15 protein-coding genes and 1 pseudogene are annotated in these 15,762 nt (G+C 59.1%); all 16 read left to right on the top strand.

All coding sequences use genetic code 11. The annotated features are described in order from the left end of the window. Window positions 1-86: 86 nt before the first annotated feature. The 16 genes and pseudogenes from FA04_RS24605 to FA04_RS24680 all read left to right on the top strand — a co-directional run bounded on the left by FA04_RS24605 (window position 87) and on the right by FA04_RS24680 (window position 15,721). Complete coding sequence (locus tag FA04_RS24605; RefSeq protein ID WP_034800184.1) at window positions 87-1,112, top strand: BMP family protein; 1,026 nt, start codon at window positions 87-89, stop codon at window positions 1,110-1,112. 129 nt (window positions 1,113-1,241) lie between these two features. Beyond that, on the top strand, window positions 1,242-2,771 hold the full coding sequence (locus FA04_RS24610) for an ABC transporter ATP-binding protein (protein WP_034800186.1): 1,530 nt from the start codon (window positions 1,242-1,244) through the stop codon (window positions 2,769-2,771). Beyond that, window positions 2,761-3,810, top strand: coding sequence for an ABC transporter permease (locus tag FA04_RS24615; protein WP_034800187.1), 1,050 nt, complete (start codon window positions 2,761-2,763; stop codon window positions 3,808-3,810). Before FA04_RS24610 ends, FA04_RS24615 begins: the two co-directional genes overlap by 11 nt. Window position 3,811: 1 nt before the next feature. Further along, entirely contained in the window at window positions 3,812-4,753 is a 942-nt protein-coding gene (locus FA04_RS24620) for an ABC transporter permease (protein WP_034800188.1), read from the top strand. After that, window positions 4,750-6,041: pseudogene (locus FA04_RS24625) on the top strand (amidohydrolase family protein). Before FA04_RS24620 ends, FA04_RS24625 begins: the two are co-directional and overlap by 4 nt. A 380-nt stretch (window positions 6,042-6,421) precedes the next feature. Next, window positions 6,422-6,688 (top strand): AbrB/MazE/SpoVT family DNA-binding domain-containing protein, encoded by a 267-nt coding sequence (locus FA04_RS24630; RefSeq protein WP_034800189.1) that lies wholly within the window; start codon window positions 6,422-6,424, stop codon window positions 6,686-6,688. Continuing rightward, on the top strand, window positions 6,685-7,122 hold the full coding sequence (locus FA04_RS24635; RefSeq protein ID WP_034800191.1) for a type II toxin-antitoxin system VapC family toxin: 438 nt from the start codon (window positions 6,685-6,687) through the stop codon (window positions 7,120-7,122). The genes FA04_RS24630 and FA04_RS24635 overlap by 4 nt, the downstream gene beginning before the upstream one ends. A 276-nt stretch (window positions 7,123-7,398) precedes the next feature. Next, window positions 7,399-7,647 (top strand): hypothetical protein, encoded by a 249-nt coding sequence (locus FA04_RS24640; RefSeq protein ID WP_034800193.1) that lies wholly within the window; start codon window positions 7,399-7,401, stop codon window positions 7,645-7,647. A gap of 216 nt (window positions 7,648-7,863) precedes the next feature. Then, window positions 7,864-8,904, top strand: coding sequence for an ABC transporter substrate-binding protein (locus FA04_RS24645; protein ID WP_034800195.1), 1,041 nt, complete (start codon window positions 7,864-7,866; stop codon window positions 8,902-8,904). Between the two features lie 8 nt (window positions 8,905-8,912). Then, the gene (locus FA04_RS24650) at window positions 8,913-9,794 is read left to right on the top strand and encodes an ABC transporter permease (protein WP_034800197.1); all 882 of its coding nucleotides are present in this window, start codon (window positions 8,913-8,915) and stop codon (window positions 9,792-9,794) included. Window positions 9,795-9,809: 15 nt separating this feature from the next. Continuing rightward, window positions 9,810-10,613, top strand: coding sequence for an ABC transporter permease (locus tag FA04_RS24655; protein WP_034800199.1), 804 nt, complete (start codon window positions 9,810-9,812; stop codon window positions 10,611-10,613). Beyond that, entirely contained in the window at window positions 10,610-11,698 is a 1,089-nt protein-coding gene (locus FA04_RS24660; protein WP_034800202.1) for an ABC transporter ATP-binding protein, read from the top strand. Before FA04_RS24655 ends, FA04_RS24660 begins: the two co-directional genes overlap by 4 nt. Before the next feature lie 123 nt (window positions 11,699-11,821). Then, window positions 11,822-12,682 (top strand): TauD/TfdA dioxygenase family protein, encoded by an 861-nt coding sequence (locus FA04_RS24665; protein WP_034800205.1) that lies wholly within the window; start codon window positions 11,822-11,824, stop codon window positions 12,680-12,682. Between the two features lie 33 nt (window positions 12,683-12,715). After that, window positions 12,716-13,363, top strand: a complete 648-nt coding sequence (locus FA04_RS24670) for an RraA family protein (RefSeq protein WP_034800208.1) — start codon at window positions 12,716-12,718, stop codon at window positions 13,361-13,363. After that, a complete protein-coding gene (locus FA04_RS24675) occupies window positions 13,363-14,292 on the top strand; it encodes a carbon-nitrogen hydrolase family protein (protein WP_082936554.1) in 930 nt (309 codons plus the stop codon). The genes FA04_RS24670 and FA04_RS24675 overlap by 1 nt, the downstream gene beginning before the upstream one ends. Window positions 14,293-14,350: 58 nt before the next feature. Beyond that, window positions 14,351-15,721, top strand: coding sequence for an MmgE/PrpD family protein (locus FA04_RS24680; RefSeq protein WP_051659538.1), 1,371 nt, complete (start codon window positions 14,351-14,353; stop codon window positions 15,719-15,721). The last annotated feature ends 41 nt before the right edge of the window (window positions 15,722-15,762 follow it).

Genomic DNA, 15,762 nt, shown 5'->3' on the forward strand with positions numbered 1-15,762 from the left:
ATTGCTGCAAACTCCAACTTCCCCTACATTGACCAAGTGGTAAAAAAGACGCGCGCCAAACGCGCAATCAATCAGAGGGGAACTTAATGCAAAGCGATTCCTTCAATTTTGCCATTTCCAGAAGAACCCTGATCAAAGCTGCTGGCGCTTCCGCCGTGGTGGCGGCGACGGGTCTGCCGGGCCGTCTGCTCGCTGCGGATCCGATAAAGGTGGCGGCCATCTACACCGTTCCGGTCGAGCAGCAGTGGGTCAGTCGTATCCACAAGGCAGCGAATGCAGCCAAGGAGCGCGGCGACATCGAATATGTCTATTCGGAAAACACCGCGAACAACGATTACGAGCGCGTCATGCGTGAGTATTGCGAGGCAGGTCACAAGTTGATCCTGGGCGAGGTCTTCGGCGTCGAGGATGCGGCCCGCACGGTTGCCAAAGACTACCCGGATGTCGCCTTTCTGATGGGCTCGAGCTTCAAGCCCGACGCCGCTATTCCGAACTTCTCAGTTTTCGACAACTATATCCAGGACGCATCCTATCTGTCCGGCCTTGTCGCCGGCGCAATGACGAAGTCCAAGAACATCGGCATGGTGGGAGGCTATCCGATCCCAGAGGTTAACCGGCTGATGAATGCATTCATGGCCGGCGTGAAGGAAGTGGCCCCGGACACCAAATTCCAGGTCGCCTTCATCGGCTCATGGTTCGATCCGCCAAAGGCCAAAGAGACCGCTTTCGCCCAGATCGATGGGGGTGCGGACTTGCTATATGCCGAACGTTTTGGTGTGTCCGACGCCGCCAAGGAGAAGAAGGTCTTGGCCATCGGCAATGTCATCGATACCCAGGCGGACTATCCGGACACCGTTGTCGCATCCGCACTGTGGCATTTCGAACCGACGCTAGACAAGGCGATCAGCGAAGTGAAGGCCGGCGCGTTCAAGGCTGACGACTATGGCATCTATTCCTTCATGAAAAACGGCGGCTGTTCACTGGCGCCTTTCGGCACCTTTGAGAGCAAGGTTCCGGACGCCATCAAGGTCAAGGTCGCGGAAAAGGAAAAGATGATCAAGGACGGTTCGTTCGCCGTCGAGATCAACGACGCCGAGCCGAAGTCGACCTAGCCTTCCTTCCTCGCGTTCATGGGAGAAGTGGTCGGCTGTGGCGGACCAGGAATTACACTTCGCCAACAGCGACCATTCTCTCCTTGGACGGGAAAGGAAGTCCCCACAACTCCTCTTCCGGTCGCCGACGTGTCTAGCAAAACCGCCCTTCGTCTTTCCCGCATCAGCAAGCGCTTCGGCCCACTCAGGGCTAACGACGCCATTTCGTTTGAACTCAAGCAGGGCGAAGTCATAGCACTTCTCGGGGAGAACGGCGCCGGCAAGACGACTCTGATGAACATTCTGTTCGGCCACTACGTCGCCGACGAAGGAACCGTCGAGGCATTTGGCAAGCCGCTGCCGCCGGGAGATCCGCGCGCTGCCATAGATGCCGGCGTCGGCATGGTTCACCAGCACTTCACCCTCGCTGACAACATGACGGTGCAGGAAAACATTGCGCTTGGCACGCAGAGCATTTGGCGCCTGCGGCTCGACCGGGCCGCCGCGCGACGGCGCATCGAGCGATTGTCCGCCGATTTCGGCCTCGCCGTCGACCCCACAGCTACCGTCTCCAGCCTTTCAGTCGGCGAGCGACAGCGCGTCGAGATTCTAAAGGCTCTTTATCGCGAAGCCCGAATCCTAATCATGGACGAGCCGACGGCTGTCTTAACCCCCGCCGAGACTGAGGCACTGTTCCGGACGCTGAAGCTGCTCGTCGCCAAAGGCCTGTCGATCATCTTTATCTCTCATAAATTACACGAAGTGATGGCCGTCAGCGATCGTGTGCTGGTTCTGCGTTCCGGCCAGCTCGTAGGTGAGCGCGAAACAGGTTCGACCGATCGCAAAGAACTGGCAGCGCTCATGGTTGGAAAAGAGGTCAAGCCAGCCAACGTCAGTCCGCTGAAGCTCGGAGCACCGCTGCTGGCACTCGAACAGGTCTCCGCAACGGCCTACAACGGGGCGGGCCTCGACAAAGTATCGCTCACCCTCACAGCCGGTGAAATCACCGGAATTGCCGGCGTCGCCGGTAATGGTCAGGCTGTCCTTGCTGCCCTTATCGCCGGCATCCGGCGTCCCACCAGCGGCAGCATTTCCATCGCTGGACGGGACGTCGCCGACTGGTCGCCGCGCGCCGCGCTCGCACATGGCGTGGCCCGCATTCCGGAAGACCGCCACGCTATCGGCAGCATCGGCGACATGAGCGTGACGGAAAATGTCATCGCCGAACGCTACCGAAGCCCTCGGTTCAGCCGCATGGGCTTCCTGAATTGGAAAGCCGCCGGGCGTTTCGCAGAGAAACTCATTGCCGACTACGACGTCAAATGCCCTTCGCCCGAAGCACGCATACGCCTACTCTCAGGCGGCAACATGCAGAAGCTCATTCTCGGCCGGGCCCTTGATGCCGACCCCGCGGTCATTCTGGCAAGTCAGCCGACACGCGGCCTCGATGTCGGCGCCGTCGCCTATGTTCATCGCATGCTGCTCTTAGCGCGAGATCGGGGCGCCGCGATATTGCTCATTTCGGAAGATCTCGAAGAAGTCCTGGCATTGTCCGACCGCATCTTCGTTATGTTCAAGGGGCGCCTTTCCACACCCTCTGCAAGGGGCGAACGCAACATTCGGGAACTGGGGGAACTGATGGCGGGCCACAGCGGGGAGCGCGGCGATCATGCGGCTTGAACCGAAACCCGCGCTGTCCCTGGCGATCACCTTGCTGTTTCCGCTGGCTGCCATAGGCACCACACTGGTGCTGACGTCGGTACTGGTTCTCGCCGCCGGCGCTTCCCCACTGTCCGTCTTCTATCTTGTGGCGAAGGGGGCGGCCGGCTCACAGTTCGCATTCCTAGAGACCTTGACCCGGGCGACGCCACTGATCTTCACGGGTTTGGCGATCGCCGTCGCCTTTCGGGCAAAGCTCTGGAACATCGGCGCAGAAGCCCAACTCTACATCGGTGGCGTCGTCACCGTGGCGCTGGGAACGGGCGCACTGCCCCTGCCTTCGGTTGTTCTAATCCCGGTAATTATGGTCGCCGTCATGGCCGCAGGCGCGTTGCTTCTGCTCGGCCCAGCCGTGCTGAAGACGCGTTTCGGCGTCGACGAGGTGGTCACAACGTTGCTGCTTAACTTCATCGTCCTGCTGTTCGTGTCGATGCTGCTCGAAGGTGTGCTCAAGGATCCGATGGGGCTCGGCTGGCCGCAATCGCAGAAGGTCATTGCCGAAGCACAACTGCCGCGCCTTATCCGGGGCAAGCGCCTGCACTATGGCTTCATCATCGCCCTTGCTTCGGCCGTCCTCATCTGGATCGTCATGAAAAAGACGGTTCTCGGTTACGAAATGCGCGCCGTCGGCATCAATCCCGAGGGCGCACGTTTTGTCGGAATTCTGGTCGACCGCACTCTGATGAAGACGGCGTTGCTTTCGGGAGGACTGGCCGCTCTCGCGGGTTTTTCCGAAGTCTCCGGGCTCAAAGGCAACCTGACGCTCGACCTGTCGCCAGGCTACGGCTACGCGGGCATCGTCGTCGCTATGCTGGCCATGCTGAATCCGCTCGGCGTCATCGCCTCTGCCATCTTCGTCGCCGGCATCTTCGTCGGCGCAGATGCCATGAGCCGAGTGGCCAAGGTACCGAGTTACATAGCCGACGTCATGGTCGCCACCTCGTTACTGACGATGGTTGTCGCGATCCTTCTGACGCGATTCCGAATCAGGTGGAGGTGACATGGACGCGCTCGAAATCCTCTTCACCGCTTCTTTCTGGGTTGCCGCAATCCGCATAGCATCTCCGCTGATTTTCGCGACGATGGGCGAGTTGATCTGCGAGCGCGCGGGCGTTCTTAACCTCGGCATCGAGGGGATCATGACGGTAGGCGCTTTCGCCGGCTGGTTTACCGTATATTCCGGCGGCGATCTTTGGGCCGGCTTGCTGGTCGCTGCCCTTTTCGGTGCCATGTTCGGCCTGCTGCATGCGACGCTTACGGTACCACTCGGCCTTTCGCAGCACGTCGTCGGCATCGGTGTTACGCTACTTGCCACAAGCCTTACCTATTTCGTCTATCGCCTTGCGCTGCCCGAAGTGACGTCGCCGCCCAAAATCGAGCCGTTCCAGCCCCTGCCGATCCCGGGCTTATCCAGCATCCCGGTCGTTGGCGAGGCGCTGTTTACCCAGACGCCATTGACCTATCTCGCATTCATCTCGGTTGCAGCCGTTGCCTGGATCCTCTATCGCACGCCCATCGGTCTCGCCGTTCGTGCTGCCGGCGAAAATCCGTCAGCGGTCGAAGCGCAGGGCATTTCGGTCACGGGCATCCGCATGGGCGCCGTTGTCGTCGGTAGCGCGTTAATGGCGGTCGGCGGTGCCTTTCTCACCACCTCGGCTTTCAACTCGTTCTTCTTCCAGATGATCAATGGACGCGGCTGGATTTGCATCGCACTCGTCGTCTTTGGCTCCTGGCGGCCAGGAAAGGCACTGATCGGCGCCGTCCTCTTCGCCGCCTTCGATGCCTATCAGGTTCGTCTGCAGCAAATTTCGGGCGGCATCGTGCCCTATCAGGTTTTCCTGATGATGCCCTATGCGCTGTCGATCCTGGCGCTGATCCTGGTCGCACGTCGTGCCGCATACCCTAAAGCTTTGATGATCCCGTACCAGAAAGGCGAAAGATGAGTTTTGACCTGATCGTAAAAGGTGGCACGCTACCCGATGGCAACGTCGCCGACATCGGCATCAAGGGCGATAGGATCGCCGCGATCGAGCCACGCATCGATGCCGAGGCTGGTCGTGTCGTCGACGCCTCGGGCGACCTCGTCAGTCAGCCCTTTGTCGATCCGCATTTCCATATGGACGCAACGTTGTCCTACGGCCTGCCACGTATCAATGCCTCAGGTACGCTGCTCGAAGGCATCGCGCTGTGGGGCGAACTCAAGCTGCTCCTGACCCACGAGGCCGTCAAGCAGCGGGCGCTAGCTTATTGCGACTGGGCGGTCTCGATGGGTCTCCTCCTATCCGCACCCATGTCGATACATGCGATGACCGCCTTCTTGCGGTGGAAGCACTGCTAGAGGTCAAGAAGGAGATCGCCCCCTATATCGACCTCCAGCTTGTCGCCTTCCCGCAGGACGGGTTCTATCGCTCGCCGAATGCTCGCGAAAACACCATCCGCGCCCTCGACATGGGCGTCGACATCGTCGGTGGCATTCCGCATTTTGAGCGGACCATGTCCGACGGCACGCGTTCCGTTACCGAACTATGCGAGATCGCGGTAAAGCGCGGCCTGATGGTCGACCTGCATTGTGACGAGACGGACGACCCGTTATCGCGCCATATCGAGCAGCTTGCCTATGAGACCCAGAGGCTCGGCCTGCAAGGCCGGGTAGCTGCCTCGCACCTTACATCGATGCATTCGATGGATAACTACTACGTCTCGAAGCTACTGCCGCTGATTGCGGAAGCCGACATCTCAGTGATCCCCAATCCACTCATAAACATCATGCTTCAGGGGCGCCACGACACCTACCCTAAGCGCCGTGGCCTGACGCGAGTGCCCGAGATGCTGAAGGCCGGCATCCGCACCGGTTGGGGTCAGGATTGCGTGCTCGATCCCTGGTATTCCCTCGGTACAGCCGATATGCTCGACGTCGCCTTCATGGGAATGCACGTCGCCCAGATGTCCTCGCCCACAGACATGCGCACCTGCTTCGACATGGTCACCAAGATCAATGCCGAGATTATGGGCCTCGATCATCTCGGTCTAGTCGTGGGCAAATCCGCAAGCCTCGTCGTACTCCATGCGGGCAACCCCATCGGGGCGGTGCGCCTGCGTGCCGAGCGGCTTTGTGTCGTCGCAAAGGGCAAGGTCGTGGCAGAACGCGAAAAGCGCGATACGACTCTGTCCATTAAGGGCCGTCCCGCGACCATCAACCGCCGTCACATTGTGCCACTGCAAGCGTTTTGATATGCGCGCGCACCCGTGCACCGAAGCGCCAACATCTTTGACTTCCCCTAAACATTGGAGGCCTGCGCCTCCAGATAGGGCAGATCACGATGCCAACACCACGACGTTCGGCCTGGTTGGCAATGTCGCCGAGCGTGGCTTTGCGCTGCAGCAGTGCTTTCCGAAATCCCTCGATCGCGACCGGAAGACCGATCTGTTCCCGCACCAGAACGCAACAACACTTTGCCACCTTGCCCCGGTCGCATGAGATCGAGTTTGGCTGCTATCACGGCCTCGATCCTGTTTGGAGGAAACCTTCCTTTCACCGAGCAAGTCAAGCTCTCACTTGAAACCTCACTTGTCAGTGTGTATATGCAAATGTATATGCAATGGAGAGTTTTATGCCGCAGATTAGACACAACGAACCTCCTGCGAGGGAAGCTAAGCTCTTCCGGAATAACAAGAGCCAGGCTGTTCGCATCCCGGCTGACTTTGAGCTTCCTGGCGATCGAGTGATGATCCATCGCGACGGGGATCGGCTCATAATAGAGCCGCTGCGTCGCAAGAACCTGCTGGAAGTCTTGGCAGGTCTGGATCCTCTTGGGCCTGAAGATCAGTTCCCGGATATTGACGAGACTTTGTTGCCCGCCAAGGAAATCGACCTGTGAGCAACCTTTTCATGCTGGACACAAATATCGTGTCCGAGTTGGCTCGGAACCCGAGAGGGCAGGTCGCTGAACGTATTGCGGCGGTCGGGTCGGAGGCAATCTGCGTCAGCATCATAACGGCGGCAGAATTGCGTTATGGATGCGCCAAGAAGGGTTCCCCAAAGCTGCTTGCCCAAATCGAAGCCCTTCTAGAAAGCATTCTGGTGCTCGCGCTCGACGTGCCCGCCGACGCCAAGTACGGCAACATCCGCACTGAGTTGGAAGCTGCAGGCAAACCAATCGGCCCAAATGACCTATTGATCGCTGCTCATGCCTGTGCCGCAGGCGCAGTCCTCGTCACAGCCAATGCCCGTGAGTTCACGCGCATTCCCAACCTTCGGGTTGAAAACTGGCTGGACGCGACCTCAAAGCAACTTAGGGGTGCCTCCAACTGAGAGATGATCAAGTTAGGCAAGGCTCCAGCATCCGCAATGCCGGTGCCGCTTAACAGCTTGCACAGGAGCCAGATCATCTCGGGCGTCAGCCCGAAAACTTCAAAGAAGCTCGACCAAAGATTTCAGCGCAGAGTTTTGGACTTCTCCCAGGGCGGGAAGTAAGCTAAGATTCAACCTGTTCGATATGAGCGGCACCGTGTGCTTCCGGACGACGCGATCTTCGCTGTGAGACCGTCCGGCCACATTTCCTCGCCGGACTCTCACAGGAGAGTCGCCATGTCGAAACCTTTGAAGAATGTACTGGAACCGTCAAACGAGGCGGGTGCGCAACATGACGTCGCGGTGGCGGCGGCTGTGGAACTTGCGATGGAGTTTTACGGCTGCGACGCCGTGACCGCTGCGGCCAAGCGCGCATTCGAGGCCAGGGATCTCAATCGCGAAAGCCATTACCGGTTCTGGCTTCATATCTTCAAATCCCTGAAAGCCAATCCACGCCTAATCAACGAAATCTGCCAGCCGGGGTGACAGAGCGGCTGCCTGTGGCAACGCGCCTAAACCCAAGCGCGGATTCATAGAGCTTGAGGCCCTCAAGACCGAATCCGCTTTGAGCCGTCGGCCAGTTCAGCGAATGCAACACGATTGATATGATTTCAGTATCAATACCGGGAAATCGATATTGGAGATCGCAAGACTGGCTGGCGCAATGTCACCGTACCGACAACACCAACAAAGGGGATCGTCATGAAGTACACTGCGCTGTGCGCGCCCGCGATCGTATCAATGGTTATCGCTGCGAACGGCCACGCCGAAACGCTCATCGTCAACAGCTATGGCGGGCCGTACGAAACTATCATTCGGGAGCGGATCATTGAGCCTTTCGAGGCCAAGTTCGGGATAAAGGTAATCTACGACGCCGTCGGTTCCGCCTCCCAGGATTACGCCAAGATCAAGGCGACGAATGGCCGCCCTGGCTTCGACGTCGTCGTAATGACCGCTTCCCAATCGCTCGAAGGGTGCAAGGAGGGCCTGCTTGAGGAGTTTTCACCAGAGGAGGTTCCTAATCTTGAGCGTCTGTCGTCGGTGATTGCCGGCGTTGCTGGTCCCTGCGGCGCGGTTCACGAAGTACAGTATCTCTCGCTTCTTTACCGGACGGACAAGCTGGCAGATCGTCCAAATTCCTGGAACGCGCTCTTGGATGATGGCCTCAAGGGCAAAATCATCCTGCCGACATTCCAAAACGTGATGGCCGCCTACCTGATGGAGATCTTCTCGGTCGCCCATGGTGGAGATCTGCTCGAGAACGTCGATCCCGGCTTTGCCGCCATGGCCAAGCTCGCCGGACAGTCGATCGGCTTTGAGCAGTCATCCTCAGTCATGGAAACGTACCTCAAAGGGGGCGACGTCTGGGCGATGCCATTCTGGAACGGGCGCGCGCAGCTGCTCGTCGATAGCGGTTTGCCGGTCGACTATGTTCTGCCGAAGGAAGGCTCTATCCCCTTGGTCGCAACCCTGAACGTGCCGAAGCACGCGGCGAACCGAGACGCAGCTCTCAAGTTCGTGAACTTCTTTCTCGAAAAGACCAGCCAGGAGGCATGGGTCACCGGCTACAAGGTCGGCAGCGGCAGGATCGACATCGAGGTGCCCGCCGATATCCGCGCCAAGCAGATCACCACCGAGGCCGATCTAAAGGCCCTTCTGTTGCCCGATCTCGCGGCGGTCGCAACACGGCTTTCCGCCTGGGGCGAACGATGGGAACGTGATGTCGTCGCGGCGGCCAAGTGAGGTAGATCATGGCCGTCATTGTTTGCTCCACTCCGACAAAGCCCCCGCCCGCCGGAGCCCCTGTCAAGGGACTTCTGCCGCTGATCGCGCCGTCACTCGTCCTGGTGCTCTTCTTCGCGATACCGATGGGGATGATGATCGGGATCAGCTTTCAAAGTCAAGCGGAGGGCAGCCCGACACTTGCGAGCTACAGCCGCTTCTTCAGCAACGACCTTGTCCTTGCTGGCCTGGCCCGCACCGTCGTGATGTCCGGCCTTGTTGCGCTCTGCGTGACCGTCCTAGCCTATCCTCTCGCCTACTATCTGGCACGCGCCACGTCGCGCTGGCGAACGGTCATCTTCGCGCTTGCCATTGCGCCCGAATTGGCGGGGGTCGTGCTTCGCACCTATGGCTGGCTCATAATTCTTGAAGATCGCGGGTTTATCAATTCCGCGCTGATGTGGACCGGATTGATTACGGAACCCTTGCCTTTGTCGAAAAACCTTTTCGGCGTCGTGGTTGGGCTTACTCACGTCATCCTGCCATTTGGCGTGCTGTCCCTTCTGACGAGCCTCCAGGGTATCAACCCAAGTCTGGAAAAATCTGCGCAAATTCTTGGCGCGTCACGTCTTGCTGTAATCCGGCACATCATCCTGCCGCTCTCCGTGCCAGGAATCGTAAGCTCTTTCTTGATTGGCTTCACCATGGCCGCAAGCGCTTATGCGACCCCGGCCCTCCTTGGCGGCGCTGGTTTCAAAGTCATGGCCACAATGGTCTACGAGCAGGTGCTGTTCTATCTCGATTGGCCCTTCGCGGCGGTCATGGCGAACGTTCTTCTCATCCTGATGCTGGCCGCCGGCTTCGTCGGATCCAGGCTGGAGTCGCGCCTCCACCAAAAACTTCACCTTTAATCTCGGGAGGCTCCGATGAACCGACTGCTCACATATCTGTTCAGGATGGCGCTTGTCGCCATCCTTGCCTTTATCACTCTTCCGCTGGTGGTCGTCGTTGCGGCCTCTTTCAGTCCAACTTCGGCTGTGACGTTCATCCCAAGCGAATGGACCTTTCAATGGTACGCGGCACTATGGACTAGCCGCTGGCTCGATCCGTTTCTACTCAGCGTCGAACTTGCCGTCATCGTATCGCTCGCTAGCGGACTGCTCGGCGTCCTTGGAGCTTACAGCGTCGCCTACGCAAAATGTCCGGGGCATACCGCCATCATGGCGTTCCTCTTGTCACCCATGTCGGTCCCGCAAATCGTCAAGGGCGTGGCCGTCGTCCTATTCCTGTCCTCGGTTGGACTTTACGACCTGCTAGGGACACCCGGCCTTGTCATGGCTCACATCATTCTGACGTTGCCCTACGTCGTGCGCATGGCGGCCACCGCGATGTTTGGTTTCGACAAGCGGCTGGACCGCGCGGCACGCGTATTGGGCGCTAGCGTCACGCAGAGGATCCGATACGTGCTGTTGCCGCTGATCCGCTCCGGCCTCTTCTCGGGGATGACCTTCGCCTTCATCATTTCCTTCAACAACATCCCGCTGTCCGTCTTCCTGGTCAGACCCGGTCAGACGACACTTCCGATTACCGTCATCAATCATCTCGAATACAGCCTGGATCCGGTGCTTGCGGCCGTGAATGTCGCATCGCTCCTCTTCATCCTTGGCGTAATCATCCTTTTCGAAAAGATCGGCGGCTTCTCCGCCCAATTCCACGGGGGTAGCAAATGACCACCATCGATATTGAACTCCTTTCCGTCAGCAAGCAGTTCGGTGCAAACCGCATCGTCGACGACATCAGCCTTGCCATTCCCAAGGGAAAATTCGTCAGCATTCTTGGTCCGTCCGGATGTGGCAAGACGACGACCCTTAATATGATCGCCGGATTTGAAGCGCCCTCGAGCGGGCAGATCCGAATTCGCGGCCGTGATCAGCAAGGCGTCCCGCCGGAAGCGCGGAAAATCGGACTGGTCTTCCAGAACTACGCACTCTTCCCGCATATGACGGTCGCTCAGAATGTCGGCTTTGGCCTAAAGATGCAGGGCCGGCCCCGCGAGGAAATCGCCGACGGTGTCTCACGAGCCTTGAAAAGTGTCCATCTCGAGGGCTTTGAGGATCGGTATCCGAAGGAACTTTCGGGGGGCCAACAGCAGCGGGTCGCGGTTGCTCGGGCGATTGCGCCCTCACCGTCGGTGCTGCTTCTCGACGAGCCGCTCTCAAACCTTGACCTTAAGCTCCGGGAAGCGATGCGCGTCGAGCTGAAAGAGATCCAGGAAGACCTCGGCATGACCTTCATTTATGTCACACATGACCAGGAGGAGGCGATGGCCATGTCCGACCGGATCATCGTCATGCAGGGCGGAGTGGTCGCGCAGGAAGGAGCGCCTTCGGACATCTACGCCCACCCGAGGACCTCATTCGTGGCGGACTTCATCGGCAAGTCGAATATCCTCCCGGCATCCGCAGAGAACGGGAGCGATCGGAAGCTGACGGTATCCCTGGGCGCAGGAAAGATAGTGCTCACAGCCACGCGGGGAGAGGACGTTGATCCTGACAATGTGCGCTTCTGCTGTATCAGACCGGAGGCCGTCAGGCTCGCGGATGCGGCAGGGGCCCTCGACGAACCGGCAAACCGCCTGACCGGAACCGTCCAAAAGGTCGTCAATCTGGGCGCCTATCTCGAGGCCTGGATGCTCGTCGATGGCGGGATCACCTTGAAGTCCATGATCCGCTCGACCCGCCTCGAGAAGCTCTCGCCCGGCTGCCGCGTAGACCTCGCAATCGCCCATTCCGCTGTCCAACTGCTGGAGCAATAGTGATATTCATCGTCACCCATTATCAATGCGAAATAATTGATATTGGAATGTCGATTTATCACTCCGCTAAGCTCTATGTGATCCCGAGTCCGGGATCTTTCCACACGGAGGCGAAAGACACACATGAAAACAAGCGTTTCGGCAATCCAGAATGACAGCAACGTCTGCGCAGACATCATCGGTTTCGATTTTTCCAGCTACGACGACGCAGACATTGCGGCGGTTCGATCCTACTGGCTGCAATATGGCGTCATCCGCTTTCGGGCGACCGACATCACGGACCAGCAACAGGTCGACTTCTCCCGTCACTTCGGGGATTTCGTCATCCATCCCAAGCAATTACAGGAAGGCGGACACCCGATCCATCGCGAAATCCTGGTGATCAGCAATGTGATGAAGGACGGCAAGCCGAGCGGCGCGCTCGGCAACAGCGAGGCGACGTGGCACACGGACACATGGTTCTACGAACGCCCGCCCGCCGGCGCCATCCTCAGGGCGATCGAGGTTCCCGCTGCCGGGGGAGACACGTATTTCCTGTCGACCTACCAGGCTTTTGAAACGCTCCCCGAGGAGCTACGCAGTGCTGTTGAGGGGCGGCAGATCTTCTTCCAGAACGTCTACGACAAAACGGGGAAATTGCGCCTTGGGAAAGGCGAACCGACGAGCGCGGATTTTCGCGAGTGGAGCGGCGTCGTTCATCCGCTGGTCAGAAGCCACGGCGAGACGGGCCGCAAAGCGCTTTATCTTGGCGGGACGTCGGAAGGGGCGTGGATCGTCGGCTTGCCGCTCGATGAAAGCAACGACCTGATCTCAAGGCTTTGGGAGCACACCACCAACACGCCGGAAGTCTTCGTCCAAAAATGGAGCGTCGGCGACATCGTGATGTGGGACAACCGTTGCACGATGCACCGTCGCGATTCATTCGACCCGAACACGATTCGGATTATGCATCGGACGACGACATCCGGCGAGCGCCCGATCTGATTTGTGAACAACAGGGCAGATCGGAGATCATCGATGTCCCAGCCTTACAAGATTGAAAAACAGCCGGAAGCAATACCGGACGCACTGCGAACCCTGCTTGAGGGAGTCGAAACCGCAACCATCGGCCACTTCGAATATCTTGGATTTGTTGGGGCAGGAATTGCGCCGGTCTTTCCGGCCAAGGCAATTGGAACGGCAGTCACGGTCGCCGCGCCCAGCCGCGATGGAGCCGTCATCTATACGGCAATCGATCTGCTCCGCCCGGGGGATGTTCTCGTCATCTCCCGGGTCGACCGGGACGACGTTGCCTGCGTCGGCGGCGGTGTCGTTGCTGCTGCCCGAGCGCGTGGCGCCGTCGCCATTATCGTCGATGGTCCTTGCACCGACATCGAGGAGATCGGCGCCAGCCGGTTCCCAATCTGGTGTCGCGGAGTCTCGTCCAAGACGACCAGCCGCCGGCACCAGATCGGTGGCGCGATCAATGTCCCGATCGCCTGCGGCGGGGCGGCCGTGCTGCCCGGGTATGCGGTCTTAGCAGATACGGAGGGTGTCTTCGTTGCCGATCCCTCCGAAATGCGCTGCATCGCGGACGTCGCCCTCGAGCGCCAACAGCGTTCCCTTAAGCTCCGGCCCTACCTTGAGGCCGGCCATTCCATCTTCGAACTGGATCGGATCATATAATGAAGATTTCCCTCGTCCAGATGAACTCCCAACCCGACCGCGACAGCAATTTACGCGCGGCCGAGAGCCTGATGCTGCAGGCAATCGCACGCGATACACCAGATCTCATCGTTCTCCCGGAACATTTCGACTGGTCCGGCGGCACGATGGCGGAGAAACTGGCGGCGGCTGATCATATGCCGGGCGGCGACGCCTATCGCATGTTGCAGACGTTCGCCGCCCGGCAAAAGGTCTGGATCCACGGCGGCAGCTTGCTCGAAAGGGTCGATGGAAGTTCGAAGATCTACAACACAACGGTCGTCTTTGACCCAGAAGGTAACGAGGTCGGCCGCTACCGCAAAGTTCACCTGTTCGACATCGAGGCGCCAGATGGCAAGATGTATCGAGAATCCGCCACCGTTGCGCCTGGAGAAAGCCTGTTCGTTTACGAATCCGGCGGTTTCAGGATCGGCTGTGCGATCTGCTACGACCTTCGCTTCCCCCGGCTCTTTGATGCGCTTGCAGACGCCGGCGTCGATGTGGTCATTCTGCCCGCGGCCTTCACGTTACAGACGGGAAAGGACCACTGGGAAGTGCTCTGCCGTGCACGCGCGATCGAGCACCAGGTCTATTTCGTCGCCTGTGGTCAGTGGGGAGGCTACACTGCAGCGGACGGAGATCGCCGTTTCACCTACGGCAACTCTCTCGTCTGCGACCCCTGGGGACAGGTTGTAGCCCGCGCCGTCGATCAGGTCGGTGTGGTTTCCGCACACCTCGATCTCGAGCGTGTGGCGGTAGTCCGCAAGCTCATTCCCGCCGCGTCGCACAAGGTTTCGTTTGTCGATCAAGCACGCGTCGACCGAGGTTGCAGGCGCAGTGATCGTTGCAATTCCTCTTGCAGCTCGTCTGCGCAGACCTTCGGGGCACCAATTTCTTATAGTAGCACGTAGACAACGCGCACCTGAAAATGGACCGCCAATCGCCATCGTCGGGTAATCGGACACCGATATGACCGCTTTCATCACGCAAACGCTCGGCAGCTATATCGCCGAGGAAGCACTCGCTCGTGTTCCGAGCGACGTTTTCGACAAGAGCAAGCTTTGCCTTCTGGACTCCCTTGGCTGCTTGTTCGGTGGGCGCCAGCTGCCCACGGCTGGAATGCTGAAAAACCTACGAGTGAACAGCCAGGTCGCACCCTCCTCCGGCGGACCTGTCAGTGGCTGTGCCGAACCGGCGGCTGCCGCCTTCGTCAAGGCAACTTTGATCAATGCGCTCGACTTCGACGACATCTACGAGAAGGGCCATCCCGGAGCCACCGTGATTGCGGCAGCCTTATCGGTCGCTGAGCACACGAAGTCTTCAGGCACAGAATTCCTCGAGGCCGTGATCATCGGCTATGAGGTGAGTTGCCGCGTTGGCATCTCACTGGCTCACGTTCAGCCCAGAAAGGCGATTCACGGCCATGGGACTTGGCAGATATTCGGTGCAGCAGCAGCGGCCGCGAGACTCATGCGTCTCGACGCCGGACGAGCGGCGCATGCCATCGCGATCGCTGCTGCGAATGCGCCAGTAGCGTCCGTCATGAAGACCGTCTACGGAGACGCGCCTTCGATGGCGAAGAACAACTTCGGCATGGCCGCGCAAATGGGAGTCTTGGCCGCACGCCTTGCCGCTGCCGGCTACGAGGGGCCTTTGGATGTCTTCGAGGGTGAGACAGGTTTCTGGCGGATGGCGGGCGCCGACGAGTGCCGTTTCGATAAACTGACCAAAGGTTTGGGGGCCGCCTACGAAATTCTTCGGGTTGGCTTCAAGCCATTCAGTTGCTGCCGACTTATCCTAAGCAGTGTCCAGGCCAGCCGCGACGTCATCCGTATGGCCGGCATTGATCCTGCCGACGGCTTGCATGCCAAGATGATCGTGACCGCGCCTCCGATCGTGTGCGAACCGCCATTTAGCAAAGTGCGTCCACGGGACATGTGGGCAGCACAGTTCAGCGCACCGCACGCCATAGCCATGGCCGTATTCGGCGTCGAGCCCGGTCCCGACTGGTTCGTGGATGATTGGCTTCATGACGAGATCGCCGGGCGGTTTCAAGACAGTATCGAGCTCAGGCCACATACCAGCCACGCCTCGCCTCGAGGCGCTCACGCCGCAAGCGCTTGGTTACGGTTGCGCGACGGGCAAAGCTTCGAAAGGCACGTGGACGTTGCGGAGGGAGAGGCAAGTAACCCCATGCCGAAATCAGCTCTCGAGGGTAAGTTCTTGCGACTTGCGAGTCCGGTCGTGGGAGACAGCGGTGCTTGCGAAGCCATTGATAACGTGTACGCGCTGGATAAGGCGGGATCGCTCCGGACGCTCCTTCGCGTATTGGTCAGCTGATACCGGCATATACCGACATGACACATTTTGTTCGCAAGCTA

It is taken from the genome of Ensifer adhaerens (genome assembly GCF_000697965.2).
GTDB lineage: Bacteria > Pseudomonadota > Alphaproteobacteria > Rhizobiales > Rhizobiaceae > Ensifer > Ensifer adhaerens.